Source organism: Edaphobacter sp. FHG110511_03 (assembly GCF_059115365.1).
Genome location: NZ_JBZYWL010000005.1, coordinates 95,405 through 117,889, shown reverse-complemented (window position 1 = coordinate 117,889; position 22,485 = coordinate 95,405). Strand labels below are relative to the sequence as shown.

22 protein-coding genes are annotated in these 22,485 nt (G+C 58.8%); 7 read left to right on the top strand and 15 right to left on the bottom strand.

Going from position 1 to position 22,485, the window contains the following annotated elements:
* Positions 1-160: 160 nt before the first annotated feature.
* Both AC5S26_RS20250 and AC5S26_RS20245 read right to left on the bottom strand, forming a co-directional pair.
* Complete coding sequence (locus AC5S26_RS20250; RefSeq protein WP_494186753.1) at positions 161-1,426, bottom strand: YncE family protein; 1,266 nt, start codon at positions 1,424-1,426, stop codon at positions 161-163.
* A 427-nt stretch (positions 1,427-1,853) separates the two neighbouring features.
* A complete protein-coding gene (locus AC5S26_RS20245; protein WP_494186752.1) occupies positions 1,854-2,456 on the bottom strand; it encodes a YceI family protein in 603 nt (200 codons plus the stop codon).
* Positions 2,457-2,987: 531 nt separating this feature from the next.
* Here AC5S26_RS20245 and AC5S26_RS20240 point away from each other — a divergent pair.
* Positions 2,988-3,344: a hypothetical protein gene (locus AC5S26_RS20240; protein WP_494186751.1), complete on the top strand. Its 357-nt coding sequence runs from the start codon at positions 2,988-2,990 to the stop codon at positions 3,342-3,344.
* A 1,376-nt stretch (positions 3,345-4,720) separates the two neighbouring features.
* Here AC5S26_RS20240 and AC5S26_RS20235 read toward each other — a convergent pair.
* The 6 genes from AC5S26_RS20235 to AC5S26_RS20210 all read right to left on the bottom strand — a co-directional run bounded on the left by AC5S26_RS20235 (position 4,721) and on the right by AC5S26_RS20210 (position 8,230).
* Positions 4,721-4,858, bottom strand: coding sequence for a hypothetical protein (locus tag AC5S26_RS20235; protein ID WP_494186750.1), 138 nt, complete (start codon positions 4,856-4,858; stop codon positions 4,721-4,723).
* A 16-nt stretch (positions 4,859-4,874) separates the two neighbouring features.
* Complete coding sequence (gene ccsA / locus AC5S26_RS20230) at positions 4,875-5,606, bottom strand: cytochrome c biogenesis protein CcsA (protein WP_494186749.1); 732 nt, start codon at positions 5,604-5,606, stop codon at positions 4,875-4,877.
* Between the two features lie 212 nt (positions 5,607-5,818).
* Positions 5,819-6,508, bottom strand: coding sequence for a heme exporter protein CcmB (locus AC5S26_RS20225; protein ID WP_494186748.1), 690 nt, complete (start codon positions 6,506-6,508; stop codon positions 5,819-5,821).
* Positions 6,505-7,011 carry a Cys-tRNA(Pro) deacylase gene (gene ybaK, locus AC5S26_RS20220; protein ID WP_494186747.1) on the bottom strand — a complete coding sequence of 169 codons (507 nt, stop codon included), beginning with the start codon at positions 7,009-7,011 and terminating at the stop codon, positions 6,505-6,507. Before ybaK ends, AC5S26_RS20225 begins: the two co-directional genes overlap by 4 nt.
* Positions 7,008-7,721 (bottom strand): ABC transporter ATP-binding protein, encoded by a 714-nt coding sequence (locus tag AC5S26_RS20215; protein WP_494186746.1) that lies wholly within the window; start codon positions 7,719-7,721, stop codon positions 7,008-7,010. The genes ybaK and AC5S26_RS20215 overlap by 4 nt, the downstream gene beginning before the upstream one ends.
* 59 nt (positions 7,722-7,780) lie before the next feature.
* The gene (locus AC5S26_RS20210; protein ID WP_494186745.1) at positions 7,781-8,230 is read right to left on the bottom strand and encodes a cytochrome c maturation protein CcmE; all 450 of its coding nucleotides are present in this window, start codon (positions 8,228-8,230) and stop codon (positions 7,781-7,783) included.
* A gap of 155 nt (positions 8,231-8,385) precedes the next feature.
* Here AC5S26_RS20210 and AC5S26_RS20205 point away from each other — a divergent pair, with 155 nt between their 5' ends.
* Positions 8,386-8,739, top strand: coding sequence for a PadR family transcriptional regulator (locus AC5S26_RS20205; protein ID WP_494186744.1), 354 nt, complete (start codon positions 8,386-8,388; stop codon positions 8,737-8,739).
* The gene (locus AC5S26_RS20200; protein ID WP_494186743.1) at positions 8,736-11,414 is read left to right on the top strand and encodes an ABC transporter permease; all 2,679 of its coding nucleotides are present in this window, start codon (positions 8,736-8,738) and stop codon (positions 11,412-11,414) included. The genes AC5S26_RS20205 and AC5S26_RS20200 overlap by 4 nt, the downstream gene beginning before the upstream one ends.
* Before the next feature lie 74 nt (positions 11,415-11,488).
* On the opposite strand, the gene AC5S26_RS20195 is transcribed toward AC5S26_RS20200, so the two are convergent.
* Complete coding sequence (locus AC5S26_RS20195; RefSeq protein WP_494186742.1) at positions 11,489-11,995, bottom strand: YciE/YciF ferroxidase family protein; 507 nt, start codon at positions 11,993-11,995, stop codon at positions 11,489-11,491.
* A 296-nt stretch (positions 11,996-12,291) separates the two neighbouring features.
* Between AC5S26_RS20195 and thiC the strand changes: the two genes are divergently transcribed.
* The gene (gene thiC / locus AC5S26_RS20190) at positions 12,292-13,773 is read left to right on the top strand and encodes a phosphomethylpyrimidine synthase ThiC (protein WP_494186741.1); all 1,482 of its coding nucleotides are present in this window, start codon (positions 12,292-12,294) and stop codon (positions 13,771-13,773) included.
* Positions 13,774-13,905: 132 nt separating this feature from the next.
* Positions 13,906-14,349 carry a DUF6496 domain-containing protein gene (locus AC5S26_RS20185; protein ID WP_494186740.1) on the top strand — a complete coding sequence of 148 codons (444 nt, stop codon included), beginning with the start codon at positions 13,906-13,908 and terminating at the stop codon, positions 14,347-14,349.
* Positions 14,350-14,780: 431 nt separating this feature from the next.
* Here the strand turns inward: AC5S26_RS20185 and AC5S26_RS20180 are convergent, their stop codons facing one another.
* From AC5S26_RS20180 to pyrE, 6 genes are all read right to left on the bottom strand, one after another.
* Positions 14,781-16,937 carry a M28 family metallopeptidase gene (locus AC5S26_RS20180; RefSeq protein WP_494186739.1) on the bottom strand — a complete coding sequence of 719 codons (2,157 nt, stop codon included), beginning with the start codon at positions 16,935-16,937 and terminating at the stop codon, positions 14,781-14,783.
* 97 nt (positions 16,938-17,034) lie between these two features.
* Entirely contained in the window at positions 17,035-17,439 is a 405-nt protein-coding gene (gene mscL / locus AC5S26_RS20175; RefSeq protein WP_494186738.1) for a large conductance mechanosensitive channel protein MscL, read from the bottom strand.
* A 74-nt stretch (positions 17,440-17,513) separates the two neighbouring features.
* Positions 17,514-17,819: a permease gene (locus AC5S26_RS20170; RefSeq protein ID WP_494186737.1), complete on the bottom strand. Its 306-nt coding sequence runs from the start codon at positions 17,817-17,819 to the stop codon at positions 17,514-17,516.
* A gap of 130 nt (positions 17,820-17,949) precedes the next feature.
* A complete protein-coding gene (mtnA, locus tag AC5S26_RS20165) occupies positions 17,950-19,023 on the bottom strand; it encodes an S-methyl-5-thioribose-1-phosphate isomerase (RefSeq protein ID WP_494186736.1) in 1,074 nt (357 codons plus the stop codon).
* Between the two features lie 5 nt (positions 19,024-19,028).
* Positions 19,029-19,820, bottom strand: a complete 792-nt coding sequence (locus AC5S26_RS20160) for an MBL fold metallo-hydrolase (RefSeq protein ID WP_494186735.1) — start codon at positions 19,818-19,820, stop codon at positions 19,029-19,031.
* A gap of 37 nt (positions 19,821-19,857) precedes the next feature.
* Positions 19,858-20,460 (bottom strand): orotate phosphoribosyltransferase, encoded by a 603-nt coding sequence (gene pyrE, locus AC5S26_RS20155; RefSeq protein WP_494186734.1) that lies wholly within the window; start codon positions 20,458-20,460, stop codon positions 19,858-19,860.
* A gap of 724 nt (positions 20,461-21,184) precedes the next feature.
* Here pyrE and AC5S26_RS20150 point away from each other — a divergent pair.
* Complete coding sequence (locus AC5S26_RS20150; RefSeq protein ID WP_494186733.1) at positions 21,185-21,595, top strand: GntR family transcriptional regulator; 411 nt, start codon at positions 21,185-21,187, stop codon at positions 21,593-21,595.
* On the top strand, positions 21,592-22,485 hold the full coding sequence (locus AC5S26_RS20145; protein ID WP_494186732.1) for an ABC transporter ATP-binding protein: 894 nt from the start codon (positions 21,592-21,594) through the stop codon (positions 22,483-22,485). Before AC5S26_RS20150 ends, AC5S26_RS20145 begins: the two co-directional genes overlap by 4 nt.

Genomic DNA, 22,485 nt, shown 5'->3' with positions numbered 1-22,485 from the left:
TCTAAATGCAGATTTCTCGGCTTCGCTCGGAATGACAAAGTCGGAGGCGAGAGTGGACTTTGGCTAACCCTACCGGGCTGTGGGTGGCGGTTTGATCTAAATGCGGGGTCCTTGCGTCGCTCGGGATGACAAATTTATGGCAACGATTCAGCTCACAACATTAGGGCGCGGCGTGGATCGCTTTTACAGCTATGGCGTTGGGTGAGGAGCCTGCGGGCAGGATGGTAAATAGCGCGGCCCCCTGTTTGCCCTGGGTCCGGATAACAGCTATGTCTCCGGAGCGTGCATCGGCGGCGAGGAGAAGGTGTTCGTCCGCGGAGAAGGCCAGTGCATCGGGGGAAGATCCGGTGTGGACGGTCGTGACGAGCTGCCCGTCTTCGATGCTGTAGACGCTGATGAGGTCAGAGCCGAAGTCCGCGACCCAAAGCGTGGAACCGTCCCGGGTGATGATGCCATGCACAGGCTTGTTGCCAATCATGTAGGTTCCGAGGACCTGATTGTTCCAGGTATCGATCTCGGAGATGGAGTCGGAGCCGAAGTTGGAGACGAAGACCTCTCCTCCATCAGGTTTGAGGGCCAGGTGGACGGGAGTCTTGCCCACGTCGAGCAGGGTGAGCAGGTGATCGGAGGTTGCGGCGGGGTCCTGGCGCGCGGGCCAGGAGCCGGGGGCGGCGGCAAGCGAGATAGCCATGACCTGATGGCCACCCGAGCAAGCGATGAAGGCCTTCGAGGAGTCTGGCAGGATGGCGATATCGGTTGCGCCGGGACAGCCCGGGTAGGCAACGCGGAGTTTGAGGGGCGGTCCGGAGGTCTCCTGCGGTCCTGGCTGGGGAGTCTCCGGGGAGTCCTGCTGTGGGGCCTGGGGCTGCGCATAGGCGGCAGCACTATAGATGGACACGCTGCCGGATTTGCGATTGGAGACGACAACGGAGCGCATGTCGGGGGAGACGCGAGCGAGTCCCGGCTCCTCGCCTGCGCCGACGACGGCGATCTCGCGGCGGCGGTTGAGGTCGATGACGCTGACAGAGTTGGAGCCTGAATTGGCGACGTAAGCGCGCTCCCCTGCGGGGTCGATGCTGATGAAATAAGGCTGGCGGTGGACGCCGATGGTGGCGGCGATGGTGTTTGTGGCCGCGTCGATGACGGTAATGGTCCCGGAGTTGGTGTTGACAGCATACACCTCATTCCTCCGGGGATTGGCGGCGATCCCGGTAGGATTGTCACCGACTCGGAGGGTGCGGTCGGAACGCAGGTTTACCAGGTCCAGAACGCTGACGGTATTGGAGTTGCCGTTGGTTACATAGGCAAATTCGCGATAGCCGGGAGGAACGTCGGGAAAGCTGCTGCGGCGGCACCCAAGAGGGAGAAGAGCGAGCAGAAACAGTGCGAGAAGTCTGGCTCGCGGTCGATGACGGGATGTTGACACTAAAGCGAGTTTATCGGTCGATATTGTGGGGTCGCAAGTTGCGGAGCGATCTCCAATAAAAAAAGATTTTTATAAATTTGCGAAACCTTTCGTTCAGAAATGGTGTCTACGAGATTGATGCGAGGAGTTGCCAGATGGGGAGCTCTTGCATCGTCTGTAAATCCTTCTCGGACAACGAAGCTACCTCGTGTAGCTTCGTTGCTTTTTTTTAAATTGGCGAGATTATGGGAATTGGAATTTTCTGTTGATTCGGAAAATTTCCCTCTGGGTAGTCAAAGTGCCTATAACCCCGTTTTTATGGCGCGCTACTCGAACCATTTGTCCGATATGCGGACTAGCAACCGCGACGGAGCTTCTCAAAATCAGGGCAACACAATCGAAGGCCATTGTCCCCACAATGGTGCCTGAGCGCGTCCCCTGCCTTACGCTATTTCTTTAAGCTTATCTGGGGACCGCTGACTCGCTTGCCAACAAGGTCGACATCCACCTCAACGCGGTCGGCGATCTTGATGAAGGGGATGCCACTGTTCATTCCGAAGTCTTTCCGGTCAAACGCCATTACCCCCTTAACCTCGCCTTCGCCTGTCCCGATTCCGGAAACCGTCAGCGACAGTGTCTCGGGTTTGGAGACTCCGCGTATCGTAAAGGTCCCGGGTATGTCAAAGCTGTTCGGACCGGTCTGAACAACCTTAGATGAATGGAAGGTGATCAACGGATCGTGTTCGGCGTCGAAGAAGTCCTTGCCCTTCAGCTTACCGTCCTTCATGCCACTGCCGGTATTCACGCTGGCCGCTTGGGCCTTGATGTCCAAAACGCCCGTCGTGACATCCGTAGAAGTTAACGTCATCTTGGCATCCCACTTGTCGAATTTACCGGCTATAGCGACAGAGGCTTTCACATTGAACCCAATCGAGCTTTTTGCCTTGTCGAATTCGAAAACAGGAACTCCCGCGGGCGCCTGCGGCCGCGCCGTTGTAGTCGTGAAGACGAACACCATAGTAAGGCCCACAAACCAATTGGCTTTCTTCATGGTTTTCTCCGTAACAGGAATCCGCTGCGGGTTCAGGAATCTTGCGCAACACGTCACTCAGGCCGCGATAGCAATCGCTTGGTGGACTATTTTACTGCGTTCCGCTAAGTAAATAGACGCAACCATCACAACAACCGCACCTATCTGTTTAGACAGGCTCAGAAAACAAATCACACAATCAGCCATCCACCGAGGTGGGGGTTCCTCGTCCTCGCCATGGTGCATCGCTTCCTTGCTGCCCTTACATTCCGCCGCGCCGAACGTTGGCGAAAAGACCAGATCCGACGCTCGGTCTAATTACCCAAAACCCCGTTTCAATGCCGATGAAAATCAACTCCGCTACACTTCTTCCATGAACCGCTTGGACTTCCGAGGGAATATGAGGGATTACAACGGAAACGGCAACTGGTCCGTGGAGGCGGTTCAGAGGCGCTATCGCGAATATTGCGCGGCTCTTCACGTCGAATATGCTGTAGTTCCCTCGATCCCTTGGAAGCACAACAGGGCGACATGTACTGGATCTATCCGATTATGTCAGAGGTTATTCGAGGCATCGAAGTGGGGGATGCGGCGTGTATCGCTTTGGGAGTCGATTTTGTCGAAGAAGATACGCTCTTCCCATTCGGCCCAAAACTCAAATCGAATACAGCCCGAGCCTTGCGCCGATCCTACCTGAATGAGATGCAGAAGTCTCGATTGCGTGCACGTATTTCAGCCATGTTGGCGTCCGGCAACGTCCCTCATGAAATGCGCAAGTACGCCAAGCTACTGCGGACGATTGGACTGGGCGAACACTGGCCTCGCTTGGAGCGCGACATTCCACGGGACAATCCCTACGCGATGCGTTTTTACAAGAGCCTTCGCACTGCCGAAGGGCTGCCAGTCTGAGCTTGAAGTCGTTGACTGAGCCTAATATCCTGCAAAGTTGCGTTTTCGGAAACCTCAGCCTTTCTCAAACCAACCCACCACTACCGATGAATTCGGTATGGACAGACGGCTCCGAGCCATGCTGGAAGACCGATGGTAATGTGGGAAAGTTGCCGTCGGGTAATCAGAGTGTCCTATAACCTCGTTGTCAGGAAACTTCTGGTTCAAGAGGTTCGAACGCTTGATGCAGACCACATGGACTCCCGAGGCGTCTGAGCAGAATTGGGCGTTTCCGTCATGTATGATTTCGAGTGTGGAATCCCCGATCCATCGAAGATCGTTCCGGTCGACACTATGCCATGCCCCATACATAACGGTGTTCACACTAAGGCCATGATGGCTGTAGATAGCTACTCCAGAACCGCCACCGGTCGCCCCTCCATCAACCGTTTCGACCCGTGCCGCTTTGTCTCCTGAGGGCGAGAGAAGTGGCTCGGAGTGTGTATTGCAGCCGGAAACGAGGCCGATGAGTGCCAGAGACATCGCTATAAACGATGCAATGCAGGTCAAGAAGGTCACGATTCGGGTTGATACGCGAATCAGAGGCCGCTTCATCCGGACTCCGTGAAATGCGGCGACACCCAATATGAAGATGCATCCTGCTATCAGCCAAAACCGTAATTCCGGCCAGGAATAAAACACGCGGACTCCTCAGCATGAGTGTAATTCCTGCAAAGTCGGGTTTTGGGAAACTTCAGCCTTTCTCAAAACGGACACACAACTACTAATAAATTCAGTGTGGACAGACGGCTCCGAGACATGCCGGAAGACCGAGAGTAATGTGGGAAAGTTGCCCTCTGGGCAATCAGAGTGTCCGATAGCTCGGTTTCATGGAACCTTGCTCAACAGACTGGTGTCTAACATTGCTAGGTCGGATGTTATGAGTGTAAAGCTCTATAGGACAGCACTGAATTGGAACGTCAGACTCTCTGCTCTACTCACTTTGGCATTGATTGTTTGTGCCGTCACTGGTTGCCGGAGAGGCCCCACTAACAAAAGTCAACAAACCCAAGTGGTCTACACGGCTGTCACGAATCCCGTGAGAGAGCTGTGCACAGACGATAGCGAGTCGAGAACCGAAAGCTTCAGCGTACCTGTCGTTCGTTTTGAGGGATCGAGAATCCTACTAAACAGCGCCGAAGTGTCAGCTAAATCGCTTAGAGAATGGGCACTACAGAAGTATGGGAACCTACCGGAAAAAGTTATCCGGGTGCAGTTTTCAGATGATGACCAGCATGCCGCTAACCAAGCTCTTTTGCCAATCGTTACGGCGTTACCCGACCTTCACGTTCGCCGTGCCCCATTCTCGTTTTCCTGTCACAAACTCTAGGCGCCGGTTAGCGGCCTTTTATGCGGGACCAGCTGCGGGCGATCCAGCCGACGTATGTGAGCTGAACGGCGATTACCCCTGCATACACGAAGACAAGGTGGCGGTGGGCCATGGTGGAGAAGTCGAAGAAGGTCTGCCAGGTCATGCGGTGCGTGGCTCCGTTATTGAGGGGTCTCGAGGGAGGCTTCGAGGGCGAGGAGGGCGGCCTCCTGCTCTGCAAGCTGGCGACGGCGTTCGAGGGCAAAGCGGAAGCCGATGAGGAAGAGTCCCCACATCGCCCACCCGGCGAGGTTCCAGAGGACTGCGGGAACCATGGCGGGATCGATGCCGCCGCCGTCGGAACCGAAGACCGGAGCCGGGTGCTGGGTACGCCACCAATGAATCGACATGTAGACGATGGGGACATCCACTGCGGCGAAAACGGCCAGCACCGCGGAGAGGACTGCCGTCTGTCCGGTGGGTGAGAAGCGGCGGAGCATCAGGTAACTGACGTAGAGCAGCCAGAGGATGAGCTCCGTGGTGAGACGTGCGTCCCAGGCCCACCAGATTCCCCATGCGGGCTTGCCCCAAAGCATGCCGGTAGCGAGAGTGATCCCGACGAAGAGGACGGTGATCTCCGCAGAAGCTACAGCGAGGGCATCGGCTGAAAGAGCCTTGAGGGGGTCTCTGCGGCGCCAGTAGAGATAGGCCAGTGAGGCGGCCAGATTGATGTAGGGAAAGACCAGCCCGAGGATCGCGTGTGCGAGGTGGTAGTAAAAGATGCGCTGCAGATTGCCCATGGTCTCTTCCATGGGGGCCACAAAGATTGCCTGACGAAATCCGACGACGAGGACCGCAAGGGTAGCGGCGAGCCAGAACCAGGCAATGTTGCGGAGAGTGGAGGAGCGCGCCACGATGGGATTATTTTATCGCGAAAATAGACTTAAGATTTTGCGAAGATCAGAAAACCGGTCCTGGTTTCGGGGTGAAGAATCTCTCGCAGGGATGGAAATAGATGCGGTTTCTGCATCCTGCAAAGAAATACTGGGGTTCCTCGACTCGCTGCGCTCGCTCGGAATGACGAGCTGCGTGTGGTGAGTATGACGTGTACGGGTCTCGACCGAGGCTACTCGGCGTTGAGAACTGTTTCGAAGAGGAGGATGCAGACGGTGGTGTAGATGAGGTCATAGCAGGCGAGCTGGGTGATCCAAGAGCGGAGGTAGGCGGGGTCGAGTTCACCGGTGAGGACGCCGGTGGTGGCCTGCACCATCATCAGGAGGGCGGGGAGCGAAAGCGGGAGGAGGATCAGGGGAAGGAGCAGCTCGCGGTTGCGGGCGCGCAGACCGAGGGCGGCGAAGAAGGTTCCGTTGACCACCAGCGCCCAGGTTCCGAGTGGGAGAATGAGCACGAGCAGCCACGCATTGCCGAGGACATGGAGGTTGAAGAAGACGACGAAGATGGGAGCGAGGACCGCTTCGACGACGAGAACGAAGAGCATGTTGGCAAGCGCCTTGCCGACGAAGAGCGCGGAGGCAGGCGAGGGAGCCATGCGCTGGGCTTCGAGGACCTGGTTGCGCTGCTCGCGGGTCCAGGACTGGTTGAGCGCGGTCATGGAGGCGAAGAGGAGACCAACCCAGAGAATGCCTCCGGAGATCTGGCGGGTGACGGTGGGATAGCCCGCGGGATCGAAGGCGATGGAGAAGACGACGACCATCAGGAGCACGAAGAAGAGCATGCCGTTGATGGAGTCGCGGGAGCGCCACTCGAGGCGGAGGTCTTTGCGGAGATGATCGAGGACGTAGTGGAGGTATCTCAACGTGACTCCGCGGAGAGAGATTTCGTCAGGTCGGCGAGGGTGGCCTCGGAGGCGCGGAGGTAGTCGGCGGGGGAGAGGATGAGCTGGAGGCCGCGAAGACCTGCGGAGACGCTGATGATGTCGAAGAGCTCGATGGTCTCGTCGGCGAAGGCGGGGAAGGGCTTGCGCGCGCCCATGACGGTGACTCCGCCGCGAATGTAGCCGGTGAGGGGCTCGACGTCTTTGAGGGAGGCGAGCTCGGCCTTTTTGGCTCCCGCGGTGTGGGCGAGTTTTTTAAGGTCGAGTTCGGAGTCGCCGGGGATGACGGCGAAAAGGTGCTGCCCATCGTTGGTGTGGGAGAGGAGGGTCTTGAAGACCTGCTCGGCGGGAAGGCCGATCTTGCGGGCTACGGAGATGGCGGTGAGATCTTCGGGGTCGACCTCGTAGGCGCGAAGCTCGTAGGCGATGCCTAGGGAGTCGAGGAGGCGGGCTGCGTTGGTCTTTGCGGGTGCGGAGGTCTTCATCCGTTGGTTCCGGTGATTTCGACGATCTGGCCCTGACGCATGGTGAGGGTGCGGTCTGCGAGGGGCTGAGCGAGTGAAGCCTGATGGGTAGTAAGGATGAGGGTGCGGGTACCGCCTCCGCCGGGAACGGGCCAGGTGCGGAAGTCGCTAAGAAGCTCGACCAGGTGGCTCGCGCTAGCGACGTCGAGATTGGAGAAGGGCTCGTCGAGGAGGAGGAGTTCGGGGTCGGTCTGGAGGACGCGGGCGAGGGAGGCGCGCTGACGCATGCCCTGTGAGTACTGGCCGACGGGGCGGGTGAGGGTGGGGTCGAGACCGACGGCACGAAGGGCCATCTCGGGCGAGCCGACGCAGGCGCAGCCTTCGCCGCGGTGCAGGGTGGCGAAGTAGGTGAGGTTCTCCATGGCGGTGAGCTCGTCGTAGAGCATGGTGGAGTGGCTCATGTAGGCGATGCGGTGACGGTGGCGGTGAGGGGAGTCGCCGAAGACGGTTGCGATGCCGCGCGTGGGGGTGATAAGGCCGGCGACCACGCGGAGGAGGGTGGATTTTCCTGCGCCATTTTCACCGAGGATGACGGTCGAGGAACCAGCGGGGAAGGTGGCCGAAACGTTGCGCAGGGCGGCGAAGGAGCCGTAGATTTTGGAGACGGAATCGAGCGTCGCTGTGGCTGTGGCGTGTGTGGCTTCGGCTCGGGTTGGAGCGGTGATGGACATGCGCGTGTCTGCAGGAAGTCTTCTAGCGAGTATAGAGCGAGAGGCTCAGCAAAGAAGATTCAGCGGGCGAGGGGAAGCGCAGTGGCGGTGTTGGTGGGCTTTTGATTGGCTGCAGGAGCGTACTTGGAGGCGCACTTGGCCTGCAACTGGGTGGCGTGGAAGACGCCGTCGTGGCCGTAGGTTCCGATGGCGAGTGCCTGCGCATCGTCCTTGAAGGTGTCGGGCGGAGGCTCGGAGCCGTTATACGCGACGCGCAGGGTACGGCCCTGCTCCAGCAGGGTGAAGGTGGCATTGGTTCCCGCACGCTGGATGCTGCCGGGGGCGACATTGCCGGCAACGCGAAGGTGCCGGACATAGGCCTTGTCGCCCATCTTGTTGAGCTCGCCGATGGTGACGTAGTAACTCTTGTTGTCGCGCACGCCGGTTATCGCCAGGTAGGCGACGGTCCCAAGGATGAGGACGGTGGCGACGATGATCTTCAGCGGGCTCTTCCGGTCAGGGTTCAGCATGGCTTCGTGAATTTATTTTACGCCCGTTGCAGGCTTAAGTGGTTTAAGGCAAGGGCGGAAACAGGATCTGGAAGAAAAAATGACATTCGGCTGAACTTTCCTGTACCTGTGGCGTATCCACAGGTACAAATGTGGTGATGCCACAGGAGAGACACATGGGAGACGCGAAGCTGGACCTTTTGCAGGGGACGCTGGATCTGATGGTGCTGCAGACTTTGGCGGCCATTGGCGATATGCATGGCTATGGAATCGCCCGGCGGATCGAGCAGGTGAGCGGCGATGAAGTCCTGCTGAACCAGGGGACGATCTACGCGGCGCTGGTCAGGCTGCAGCAGCGGGCCTGGATCGACGCGGAGTGGGGAGCGTCGGAGAACAACCGCAAGGCGAAGTTCTACTCGATTACGAAGCGGGGAAGGAAGCAGCTGGCCGAGGATACGGCCTATTGGCAGCGGCTTTCGAGCGTGATGGGGCGAGTGCTGGCGATGGGCGAGGGAGGCGGAGAACGATGAGAGACGAGCGGAAGAAATCGTGGCTGGATTCGCTACGCCGGATGATGGCGCGGGTGGGAGCGTTCTTTCGCAAAGAGCCGCTGGACCGTGAGCTTGAGGAAGAGGTTGCGGCGCATATTGCCATGGCGACCGAGGACAACATTCGCAACGGGATGTCGCCTGAGGAGGCGAGGAGGAAGGCGATGGTTAAGTTCGGTGGCGTGGAGCAGGCGAAGGAGCGGCAGAGGGAGTCGCGCGGATTGCCGTGGCTGGAGACGTTGTTGCAGGATCTGCGTTACACGGTTCGCACGCTGGGACGAGACCGCGGATTTGCCACGATCGCGATTCTGATTCTCGCGCTGGGCATCGGGGCGAACGTGGTGGTGTTCAGCGTGGTGAATACGATTCTGCTGCGACCGCTGCCGTTCTACGATCCCTCGCGGCTGGTGTGGATTGCGCCGGAGAAAGCGAATGGGCTGTCGGGCTCAACTTATTCGGTGGATGCTTACGAAGATCTTCGCGCGATGAACCGTTCGTATGAGGACGTGACGGGCTACTTCGCTTTCTCGACGGAGGACAACTACAAGCTCACGGGGCGCGGGGTTCCGTTGCCGGTTACGGGAATCATGGTGGCGGAGAACTTCTTCCATGTGCTGGGTGTGGAGCCGTTTCTGGGAAGGCAGTTCAGGTCGGAGGAGGCGCTGAAGGGCGGGCCTCCAGCCGTGATGCTGTCCTATCCATTCTGGATGAAACAGTTCGGTGGGGATCGCTCTCTGGTGGGCAAAGCGATCGCCTTGGATGGCAAACCAGCGACGGTGGCGGGAGTGTTGCCGGAAAGCTTCGACTTCGGTGCGGCGTTTTCGCCGGGGGCGAAGGTGGACATACTGACTCCGCTGGTCATGGACGATATTCGCTACGAGGGAAACACGCTCGCGATGATCGGACGCCTGAAGCCTGGGGTGACCCTGGAACAGTCGAGGTCGGAGGCAAAGACGCTATTTCCGCAGTTCTACTGGGGCAAGAAGTATCCGGAATCGAAGGGGAATTACAAGGACGCGGGATACTCGGTCTTTCTGAAGGAGTATGTGAGCGGCAAGCTGCGTCGGTCGCTGGTCGTGCTGTGGTGTGCGGTCGGGCTGATCCTGTTGATCGTCTGCGTGAACCTGTCGAACCTGATGCTGGCTCGGTCGGCCGCACGGAACAAAGAGTTTGCGCTGCGCAGCGCTTTGGGCGCGGGGCGTGCCCGGCTGATACGGCAGTTGCTGACGGAGAGCCTGGTACTGGCGGCTACAGGAGCGGCGCTTGGGCTGGGGCTGGCTTATGCCATGCTGCGGTATCTGGCACATCAGGGTTCGATTGCACTTCCGTTGCTGAGCAGCGTGAAGCTGGATGGCACGGCGCTTGGCTGGAGTCTCCTGATCACAGTCTCGACCGCCGTCCTCTTCGGGCTGATGCCGGGAATCAAGGCTTCGCGTGCCAACGTGCAGGAGGCATTGAAGGACGGAGGCCATGGAACAACCGAGGGGCGGCAGCATGAGAAGATGCGCACCGCGCTGGTCGTCTCCGAGGTGGCACTGGCCTGCATTCTGCTGGTGGGTGCGGGGTTGCTGATGCGTAGTTTTCTGCGCGTGCTGGATGTGGATCTTGGGTTTCAGCCAAGCACGGCCGCGGCAGTGCGTATTGACTATGACGACGGCGGCAAAACAGATAAACGGACTGCGATTCTGGAGAACATCGCGCATCGAGTGGAAGGACTGCCGGGGATTGAGGTGGCAGGCTTCTCGGATAATCTGCCGCTGGATAGGAACCGTTCGTGGGGCTCGCCGTTTATCAAGGGCAAGGCGTACAAGCCGGGGGAGCTTCCCGGGTCGTTCGTCTATATCGTTTCGCCGGGCTACCTGAGGGCGATGGGGATGCGACTGCGCGGACGCGATTTTACCTGGCAGGACAACGACAAGGGCGAAGGCGTGGTTGTGCTGAATCAGACCGCCGCCAAGGGGCTGTGGCCAGGGGAAGACGCTGTTGGGAAGATGGCGGTGATCGGAAAGAAGGATGTTCGCGTGATCGGAGTGATTGCCGATGTTAGCGACACCAACGTCGAGGGCAAGTCGGGCTGGCAGATGTACCTGCCGATGATGCAGAGCGACTGGGGACCGGACGGCGCGGTGCTTGTAGTACGTTCGAAGCTTCCGCCGGAGCAACTGGCGAGCAGTGTGATGCGCACGCTGCGAGAGATCAACCCGAATCAGGCAGCGGTGGAGTTTCGTCCGATGCAGAGGCTAGTGGATCATGCGGTCTCGCCGCGTCAGTTCTTTATGTTGCTGGTGGGTGTGTTTGCGGCGCTTGGGCTGGTGTTGGCGTCGCTGGGGATTTACGGAGTGATCTCGTACTCGGTAACGCGGCGAACGCAGGAGATTGGAGTACGGATGGCTCTGGGCGCATCTCCGGGCAATGTGCAGATGGGGGTGATCTCGAAGACGATGCGGATGGCATCGATTGGGATTGCGGTTGGCGTGGTGGGATCGGTTGCTGTGGCGCACCTGATCGCATCGCTGCTGTTTGGGACAACCCCGACCGATCCAATGACGTTTGTGGCGATGGCCGTTCTACTGGGTGTGGTAGCGGGATTAGCGGGATATCTTCCAGCGCGGCGAGCGTCGCGGATCAACCCGATGGTTGCCCTGCGAAACGAATAGGTCTCTTCACTAAGGCTCTTCACAAGGCCGGCAGGGGATATTTCCTGCCGGCTTCTTTTTTGCATGTGGGCAGGCTAAGCGGCGGCCTGCATATTGACGCCGTCGGAGATGGAGCTGAGCAGCTTGTCGGCTGCCTTCTCTTCATTGAGGATCGACTCGAGGATACGAGCGTCTTCCGTGAGGCCAAGGATGATAGCCCAGTTGCGCAGCGTGCCATAAACAGCCATTTCATGGTGTTCGACCTGCTGTCCTGCAGCAATGAGGGTGATGTCGCGGATGCCTGTATCGTTTTTTGCATCCTTGATGCTGTCTTCGGCCTCGGTGACGAGACCGGAGATTGCCTTACAGGTCTCCGTATCGGCATCACCCGTGGCATTGCGGACCAGCGCCTCTACGTTCGCGACGTGGCCTTCGGTCTGGCGCAGGTGATCTTGGAAAGCTGTCGCAAGCTGCGGGTTGGTGGATTTCTCGATCATCTTGGGAAGAGCGTCCGTAATCTTCTGCTCCATGTCCAGGGCTTTTTTGAGGTTGGTGATATAGAGTGTGCGGAGATCTTCGATGTTGGCTGAGAACATTTTCATGGCTGATGCTCCTTTTGTTTTCGGTGCGCAAGGCCGCCAGCGCCCGGTTGGGCGCATATGCGGCTGATATCGAATCCGGGGTGAGACGGCAACGTGCGCCGGAGTGCTCACGGGTCGTGCGCGTTCTGACTGGTTTGGATGCGAGGCGATGCGTTAGGTTGGCCGCAATGGGAATGGCTGCAGGACTTCACTGTTTCCGTTGCGCGCCGCGCCTGGATACCTTGTCGTGCGCAACAGCGATATACTCGGGATGCGTCCAGCTTGCGGCGCAGCGATTCGTTGAAAAGAGGGTTCCTATGAGCACAAATGGCAATCATCACCCGGGTGGAAATGGCACGAACGGCAATGGATATAAGGTTCCGACCGGCCGGGCGGAGTGGATCGTCAAGCGCAAGGCCGAGGCGGAGCGAACTGGCGACAGCAACATGTCGCAGATGCATTTTGCGCGCAAGGGTCTGATCACGGAAGAGATGGCATTTGTGGCCGAGCGCGAGAAGATCTCCGCGGAGCTGGTGCGCAGCGAAGTCGCCAAAGGCACCATGATTATCCCGGCCAACATCAATCACGTCGAGCTGGAGCCGATGGCGATTGGAGTAGAGTCGCTCTGCAAGATCAACGCGAATATCGGAAACTCGGCGCTGGTGTCGAATGTGGACGAAGAGCTGCGCAAGCTGCATACGGCGGTGCACTTCGGCGCGGACACGGTGATGGATCTTTCGACCGGCGGCGATATCCCGATGATCCGCGAATCGATTCTGCGGCACAGCCCGGTGCCGATCGGGACAGTGCCCCTGTATGAAGCGCTGAGCCGGGTGAAGCGGGTCGAGGATCTGAATATCGATATGTACCTCGAGGTGATCGAGGAGCAGGCACAGCAGGGCGTGGACTACTTCACGATCCATGCGGGCGTGCTGATCCAGTATGTTCCGATGGTCGCCAAGCGTATTACCGGTATCGTCAGCCGCGGCGGCGCGATCATGGCGCAGTGGATGACGCACCACCACAAGCAGAACTTCCTGTACGAAAACTTTGACCGCATTACAAAGATCATGGCGAAGTATGACGTCAGCTATTCACTCGGAGATGGTCTCCGGCCGGGCTGTGTGGCCGATGCCAGTGACGAAGCGCAATTTGCCGAGTTGAAGACTCTGGGCGAGTTGACGCGTCAGGCATGGAAGAGTGATGTGCAGGTGATGATCGAAGGTCCGGGTCACGTGCCGATGGACAAGATCAAGGAGCAGGTGGACAGGGAGGTCGAGCTCTGCGACGGCGCTCCGTTCTATGTGCTTGGACCACTGGTTACGGACATCGCTCCCGGCTACGATCACATCACGTCGGCGATCGGCGCAGCGATGATCGGATGGCATGGCGCGGCGATGCTCTGCTACGTCACCCCGAAGGAGCACCTTGGCCTGCCGAACGAGAAGGATGTGAAGGACGGGATTATCGCGTACAAGATCGCTGCGCATGCGGCTGATATTGCACGGCATCGTCCGGGTGCACGCGACCGCGACGATGCAATCTCGCATGCACGCTACACCTTCGACTGGGATAAGCAGTTCGCGCTCTCGCTCGATCCGGATACGGCTCGCGGCATGCACGATGAGACGCTGCCGGATGACTACTACAAGGAGGCGGCATTCTGCAGCATGTGCGGGCCGAAGTTCTGCTCGATGAACTGGTCGAGCAAGGTGGATCAGTTCAATGAGCGCGAGCACGGACTGAAGAAGCCGGATCTTACCCAGATTGTGACCGAACAGATGGCGCTTCGAGGATAGAAGTTTCATGAAACGCGAAGGCCGCTCCGACTGGGGCGGCCTTCGTGTTTGCGATAGACCACGGTTTTGCAAGGCATGGCATCCGATGTTGCACAGAATGTGTCGCACAGCGCGGCAGAGAGGAGTATGGCCATGCCGGAAAAACGAATCCTAGAGCGGGCAAAAGAAGATTTACGCGAAGGCAAAGCTCCGTCGACGGCGGCGGGAGAGTTTGTCCATGAAGAGATCGAGCATGTGCGTGAGGGCAAACACGGTGTCAGGTCGGCGAAACAGGCGATTGCGATCGGATTGAGTAAGGCACGCCGAGCCGGGATCCCCCTGGCTCCGCCGAAGAGCGGCTCAAAGGCGGTACGCCAGCGGGCTGAGCGGGAGTATGAAGAGGGGCAGGAGCATCCCGGACAGAAACCCTCGGCGAAGCGATCGCACAGTAGTGAAGCGGCGCTGAAGCGTGAGCCAAAGTCGACGGTCTCGAAGAAGGCATTGTCTCAGCAGACGAAGCGCGCGTCTGCGAAGAGGTCGGTGGGCTCCAGATCAGCTTCGGCTTTGAAGGGAGCGAAGAAGCGGGCTTCCCGTTGAGAGAGCTGGGTTTCTGCTCGCGAATGGTGCAGATCCAGCGGGGATATCCACAGCTTCCACAATTTGCACAGGCAAAAATTTTATGGAAGGGACAACGGTTTCGGACGAGGGGAAATCTCATTTTGTAACGGAAGAGCAATCTTCCAGAAGGAGAGAGTAGCCTATGGCCAACCAAAAAATCAGGAGTGATCCTGAAATCAGGAGTGATCCTGATTGGAACATCCGGGAAACCGGAAGGACCAATGGATGGCAAGAAGCAAGTCGACCCAACCAAAGTGACATGAATCGGGGGAGGGAGACTCGGGCAGACCCTGAGGCTTCTGAACCAGAAACGGTTACGCAGGGCGGGAACTGGTAATTCGATCCGGTTCTCCGAAATCGAAAAAACAAAAGGGCGGGCCTTCGGCTCGCCCTTTTGCGTGGGAGCGATCTTATTTTGCGGCAGTCTCGAGAATCGCTGATGCACGGTCGAGCGCTCCTGCGAGCTGGAGAAGTTGAGCTTTCGCACGATTGGCGTCGGGCTCGCCGATGGCTTCGTTGACGCCTGGAATCACAACTGCGGCATAGCCGGTATATTCGCCAGGGGCATAGATGGTGTGTTTGTACCAGGGGCGATGGGGAAGGCCGTCGGGATTCAGGAGAGCGCCTTCCGCTTCACGCAAAGCCTTGTTGAGGGCTACCGGGTTTTCCGGAGGAGAAAGCTGGCGGGTACGGAGCGAAGCGCCGGCCGCCTCAAAGCGATGGGCTGCTGCCAGGGTGGGAGCAAAGTCAAGGTCCAGCTTGCCCGTCGTGGCATGGCGTTGCGCCTCTTCGAGATAGCCGACGATTTCCTTGCCGTAGAGCTGATAGTCGTAGGGCAGCACATCGGAGTCGGCCATGTGCAGAATCTCGAGCCCGAAGATGCGGGCCTGCTGTTGTTCATAGACGAAGGTGGGATCGGCGAATTTGATGAACCAGTTGTAGTTGTCGAAGGCGGAGTGGTACACGCCGTAGGGTCCTTCCGATCCGATGTCGGTCGAGGGCACGCCGAGGTGCTGGATAAAGGGGGTGTAGTCGGAGCCGGAGCCGAGATCGCCCACATGGACGTCTTCTTGTCCCAGGGAGTTATCGCGAGTTGCACCCAGAGTCGAGGCGGTATGATTTTGGGCGTCAGTCTCCTCTTCGAGCCTCCACTGCTGATAGACGGTACCGCCTTTTGGCGAGGGAACCTGTTTCGCGATCTCTCGCACAAAGTGTTTGAGAGAAGGGACGGCAGCGGCCTTGAAATCCGGACCGGAGACTCCGACGTCGGTATTGAAGTAGGCCACAGCACGCGCCAGGTGAGTGGCGTTCTGCTCAGCCCATTCGGTAGAGCCGATCAGGCCTTCCTCCTCAGCGTCCCAGGACCCGATGACGATTGTGCGCTTTGGGCGCCATCCCTGCTTGAGCAGCTCGCCGAGACCGTGAACGGACTCGAGCATCGCGGCGGTGCCGGAGTTGGGATCGACGGCTCCGAAGACCCAGGCGTCACGGTGATTTCCGGCGACGACCCAGTCCTCTTTCTGTGAGGCGTCGGTCCCTTCGATGGTTCCGACAACATCCCAGATAGTGCGCAACGCCGTGTCCTGCTCCAGATGCATATGCACCGTCACGCGACTGGTTCCGCCGACGTGATAGGTGAAGGGAAGTGCTCCCTGCCAGGCGTGGGGAGAGACCGGGCCATCGAGGCACTTGAGGATGGGAGCGGCGTCCTTGTACGAGAGGGGATTTGAGGGAATCGAAGGCTGGTTTCCCTTGAGCTCGGCCAGAGGGATTCGTTTGGAGTCGGGAAGATCGGGCGTGGAGGCGATGCCGGGGGTCTGCGGATCGCCGGGGTAGATGGGAAGAAACTGCACGGAGCCGCGCTGCACGCCTGATTCCGGGCGGAAGGGACCCTTGGGGTAGACGTCGCCGCGAAAGTAGCCGTCGTCAGCAGGGTCGGAGTAGATGAGCACGCCTTTTGCGCCGTACTGCTGGGCCAGGTAGACCTTTACGCCGCGAAAGTTTTGGCCGTAACGGACGAGGACGATCTTGTCTTTAACGCTGATGCCGAGGCTGGCGAGCTTTTTGAAGTCGGCCAGGCTGCCGTAGTTGGCGTAGACGACTTCGCCGGTCACATCCCCGGATGGGGAAGAGCCATTGAAGGCGGGAAAGATCCGCGGGTCGTCCTGGAATGGATCGCCGCCGTTTTTGCTGGGATCGACATGCTCAGGGGAGGGGCCGGACATCAGCTTTTCACCGTTGGCTTTGAAGGCCTCGATGGAGATCTTTACAGGCTTGTTGAGCAGCACCTTGTAGGGAACGATCTGGGTCTTCAGGCCGGCTGCCTTGAATTTGTCGGCGACGTAGACGGCGGTCGCGTAGTCCTCCTCGGAGCTGGCCCAGTGCGGAGAGGCGGTGAGAGTCTTGAGATGTTCGCCCGCAAGTTTTGCGTCGGGTATGGGCAGGAAGGCTGCATCCCACTTTGACTGCTGGGTGAAGTCGCGGTAGCCGAAGACCTGCGGGGTTTGGGCCGAAGCGGCGAGAGCGGCGAGGAGAAAGGGGCAGGCCAGGATTCGGACAGCGCGCAAAGTTAACCTCTAAGGGATCGTTAGAGGTTAGAGTACAGCATTCCGCGTGGCGCGAAGAGAGGGCTCCACGCCACACGGAACGGAGAATGTGGAGAGACTAGGCGGCGACTGGCTGGCCGCAGAACTTGCACCGGTGCGCTGCAAGCGGAATATCGGAGAGGCATTCGCCGCAGGCCTTCGTTGCGGGAGGAGTAGCCACTGGCGGGTGGAATTTCTTCAGCAGGTATTGCGTGGGAAGCACGAGAAAGAAATAGACGACAGCGGCGATCAAGAGAAAGTTGACGATTGCGGTCAAGAACTTGCCGTACTCGATCACGCCGCCATGGATGTGCCCGACCATGTAGTCGAAGTTGGGCTTGGCGAAGATGGCGCCAAGCAATGGATTGATGATGTTTGTAGTCAGCGCGGTGACGATGGCCGTAAAAGCCGCACCAATGATGACAGCGACTGCCAGGTCCATCACATTGCCGCGCAGAATGAAATCGCGAAAGCCCTTAAGCATGAAGATCTCCCTGAATTTTTATAAAGTGACGTACCGGAAATCACCGCGAGTATACGACATGTTCTGATGCAGAACTATGCAGACCGCGTGAGCCAGAGAGCATATGGATAAAGAAACAAGAAGAGGATCATGCCGAGCGCCATCAGGTCCATGTAAATCAGAAGCAGGACGCCACCGTGATAGAAGCTCCATCGGGTTCGCATGCAGCGGATGTGATCGATGGTTCCGGCGATGGCCGTAAAGCAGGGAAGAATGAGCCAAAGAGTGGCGCGGTTGCGGGGGAAGTCAGAGAGCAGAACTGCGGCGCCAAGGCTGAGGAGAACCAGGAGAGCTCCGCGAAGAAGCGATCGGTAATGCGGATTGAGAAAACGGTAGATCACCGGGCTGCCTTCTAGGGTAGAAGGTTTTCTAAACCGTGAGGCGATGGGCAGGCCACTGAATAAGTGTGGATGAATCCTCCTCTTTCACTTCGAACCCGTTTCGCCGTTTTCAGCTCCTGCGCGGGCACTTCTATGCGGAGATGAGATCGGGTTTGGCCGCGGCCTTCTCGAACATCTCTCGGATGGACTGGTCGTACGGAGCCCGCAGGACGCCGTGCTCTGTGATGATGGCGGTGATGTACTTCGCCGGGGTCGCATCGAAGGCGGGGTTCTGGATGGCGGCTCCGTTGGGCGTCATCTGCTTGCCGTTCGAGTGCGTGACCTCGGTGGCGGCTCGCTGCTCGATGGGGATCGCGTCGCCATCGGGCGTGTTGACGTCGATGGTCGAGAGCGGGGCGGCGACGTAGAACGGGATGCCGTGCTCCTTGGCGAGGACCGCGACCGAATAGGTTCCGATCTTGTTGGCGGTATCGCCGTTGGCGGCGATGCGGTCGGCTCCGACGATGACGGCCTGAATGTTGCCCTGGCGCATGAGCGAGCCGGCCATGTTGTCGCAGAGGACGGTGGTGGGGATGTTGTCGTGCAGCAGCTCCCACGCGGTGAGGCGGGCTCCCTGCAGATAGGGGCGAGTCTCGTCGGCGTAGACGTCGATCTTGTGGCCGCGCTCGACGGCGGCGCGGATGACTCCGAGGGCGGTTCCGTAGCCGCAGGTGGCGAGGGCTCCGGCGTTGCAGTGAGTGAGGACGGTGCCTTCCTGCGGGAGCAGCGCGGCTCCGTGAGCTCCCATGGACTTGCAGGCGGCGATGTCTTCGTCGTACATCAGCTGCGCTTCCTTGATGAGGGCGGCCTTGATCTCGGGAATCGAGGTGTTGGCGGCGGCGAGTGCGTCGTATTTATCGCGCATGCGCTGGATGGCCCAGAAGAGATTGACCGCGGTGGGACGCGTGGCGGCGAGGGTGTCGCCGATGGTGGCGACCTCGGCGGAGAGGGTGGAGAGGTCGGCGGCCTTCGACTGGCTGACGCCGAGGGCGACTCCCATGGCGGCGGAGACTCCGATGGCGGGAGCGCCGCGGACGATCATGTCGCGGATGACGGTGGCGACCTGGTTGTAGTCCGTGGCGAGGACGTAGGTCTCCTCGAGGGGAAGCTTGGTTTGATCGAGGAAGTTAACGCCGTTGGGGAGCCATTCGAGGGTGGGAATCATGTCCTCTATAGTTTATCGGAAGAAGGACGAATGGGGTCGACCCAGCGAAGGCGGCTGTCGAGTCCGGCGTTCCAGAAGGCCTCCTGGATGACCTGCTTCGATTCGCTGAAGTGGGTCCAGCCCTCGAAGTGCAGGGGGACGATGGTGGCCTCGGGCATAGCCTTGGCGACTTCAATTCCGTCCTCGGCGGTCATGGTGAGAGGAGCGGGACCTGCGGCCTGGACGCGTGCCGCTCCCATGTTGAGGATAGCGGTCGTCACATTGAACCACCGGGCTACTTCCGCTATGCCTTCGTACCAGACCGTATCTCCCGAGAAGTAGAGAGCGCCTTCGATCCCGCTCTCTGTGGGGCTGACGGCGAAGCCGACCACGGGACCGCTTCTGGCTTCGCACCCGAACGCGCCGTGACGCGCAGGGGTGGCAGTGATCAGAAAAGGCCGGCCTTCCGGATTTTTGACTTCGATGGTCTGCCATGGGGCGAATCCAATCGCGTTTCCGCCGAGCCGGTTTGCACCTTCTGTGGTGGTGAGGACATGCTTCGCCTGCGACAGCATCTTTCTTCCGGCGTGGTCGAGGTTGTCGAAGTGCTGGTCGTGGCTGAGCAGGATGTAGTCGATCGGACCGAGGGTTTCAACGCTTACCTGCGGGGCGCCGGTCTTGTGCAACGTAGCTGGTGCGCTTCCATAATCGCCACCCGCGGGGTCGAAGGTGGGATCGGTGAGGAAGCGCATGCCGTGATAGTGGATGAGTGCGGTCGGGCCTCCGACGTAGGTGATCTCTGGCTGCGTTTCGCTCATGGCTTATTCTCCTTTGCTCATGGCTGCACTCCTTTGCTCAAGGCTGCTCTCCTTTGAGAGACAGGTGCGCGGCCCGGACGTCGGTTGCGGTGAAGAGAGCGTGGAACGGAGCGTGGGGGGCGGCGGCTTCTATGTTGGCTCGGCCGCCTTGTTCGCGGTCGACGAGGCAGAGGACGCCGATGACGTTCATGCCGGATTCCTTCGTGGCTTCGATGGCGGTGATGGTGGAGCCGCCGGTGGTGCAGACATCGTCGACGATGACGACGTGGGCTCCCAGCTTGTGAAAGCCTTCGAGGCGGCGGCCGGTGCCGTGGGTCTTTTCGGCCTTGCGGACGAGGAAGCCGTGGATGAGTGGGTCGTGCTTATGGTGCAGATGGTTCCAGGCGGAGGCGCTGGCGGTGTTCGAGACCAGAGGGTCGGCTCCCATGGTGAGTCCGCCTACGGCGTCGGCGTGGGGGAAGTACTGGCGGATGAGGTCGTACATCAGTAGGCCGGAGAGCCGGCCGCCTTCGGCGTGCAGCGTGGTGGTGCGGCAGTCGATGTAGTAGTCGGATTTCTGGCCGCTGGCGAGGGTGAAGTCGCCTAGACGGAAGGAGTGGGTTGCGATGAGATTGAGGAGGTCGGTTCGGTTGTCGGACATGGCGTGTGATACTCCCCCGGTACCTTATTTTGCGCAAAATCTTGATTACAGGTAACTTACCTGCGGACCTCTTTTGCAAAATATTGACTTCAAATGGGTTATTAGTAAAGCATTGAAAACAAGTATTTTATTGGGCGTTTGGGGCCTTTGGGTCTACTAATACCAGTATAGCGGTTGGGGGCGGTGGAATCGGCAGATGGATGTTGCTGATTTGTTTTGAGTTAGGGTGGTTGCGGGTTGACAGGTTTTGGTGGCTGCGCTGGGAATTGGGTCGCTCCGTCCTTTCCACCCCAGCGAGCTAGCTCGCCGGGGACCCCGGATCTTCGGACTCCGCTCCAGCCTACGGCAGTGCGGTACGCCGCTTTCAGCGGCGGGTCATAAGAGGGCCAAGCCTGAAGGCTTGGCGTACCTAGAAGCAAGGGCCAAGCGGACCCAATGCTAAAGCATACGGCTATCAGGCTTGGCGTGCTTAGAAGCTAGGGCTAAGCGAACCCGATGCTAAAGCATTGGGCTACCAGGCTTGGATTAGCTAGAAGCAGGCCAAAGTAGATTTCGATGCTGCGGCATTGCTACCAGGCTTGGCGTAAGTAGAAGCGGGTCGCGGCTGTGGGCGATTGCCCGCTCATTCGAGGCTGTTACGAAACTTCCTTGAATGGTCTTTCCCGCTGCTTGACGCGTCATCCGTGATGTGTATAGTGTATCGATAGACTAGTACACATTTGTTGTGATCTTTCGACTAAACCCAGCTTCCGGCATACCGCTCTATCTCCAGCTTATGGAGCAGGTGAAACACGCGGTAGAAACAGGTGCGCTACGAGAGGGTGATCAACTCCCTACTATCCGGAAGGTTGCGGAAGACCTGGTCATGAACCCAAACACCGTGGTCCGTGCGTACAGAGAGTTGGAACACGAAGGGGTCATCGCGCTGAAGCACGGTTCTGGTGCGTACATCAAAGGATCGCCAGAAGGCCGAGCCAGCCTGATCCGTAAGGCCCAGGCTGTGGTTGGATCTGCGATTGAACGAATGTTCTCAATGGGACTGACCGAAGAGGAGATACGCAGAGCCTTTGAAAATGAGTTAGGGCAGGCTGGCGCAAGACAGGGATCGGTAGCAGGAAGAGAAAGGAAGCTATGACCGACTTCGTCATCGAAACAAGTCAACTCTGTAAGTCTTACAAGGATAAACAAGCATTACGTGGCTTGGATCTGCGGGTGCCCGCTGGAAGTATTTTTGGTTTCCTCGGCCGCAATGGTGCAGGCAAAACTACCACTATAAAAACTCTCATGGGCCTGTTGCGGGCGGACAGCGGCAGCGCCCTCGTGTTTGGAAGCCCCGTCGCCGACGCGGACCACTCCGTTGAGATCCGCCGCCGCATTGGCTTCGTAACAGAAGACAAGGAGCTCTATCCTTACATGACGGTGGAGGAGATTATTCGCTTCACTCGTCCACTCTTCCCTAAATGGCGGCACGATCTCGAACGACGCTATCTGGAGATATTCGAGCTTCCCCTGAAAGGCAAAATACCGGACTTATCGAAAGGGATGCGGTCGAAGCTGATGCTCCTGCTGGCCTTTTCGCGAGGCGCCGACCTGCTGATCCTGGATGAGCCAACCGATGGACTCGATCCTGCCGTCATCGAGGATGTATTGCGTGAGCTGGTTACCATGGCCGCCACGTCGGGAACAACCATGTTCTTTTCCTCACACCAGCTGGCGGAGGTTGATCTGATCGCCGATCACATCGGCATTATCGATCGGGGTAGGATGATCGTTTCGGGCTCACTGGATGACATCAAGTCTCGCTACCGAAGGATCCGAGTGGTGCTCGAAAACCCTGATGAGTTAGCGCTGCGATGGGAAGACGGGGTTGAGTCGGTTTACCAAGAAGGACGCGTGGTCTCACTTCTTGCAAGCCAGAACGTAGATGGCATCGTGGAACAGGCACAGTCCATACCGGGGGCCGTCGTCGAGCGCTACCCGGTGACTCTCAAAGAAATCTTTCTGGAACACGTGAGGAATAACTGA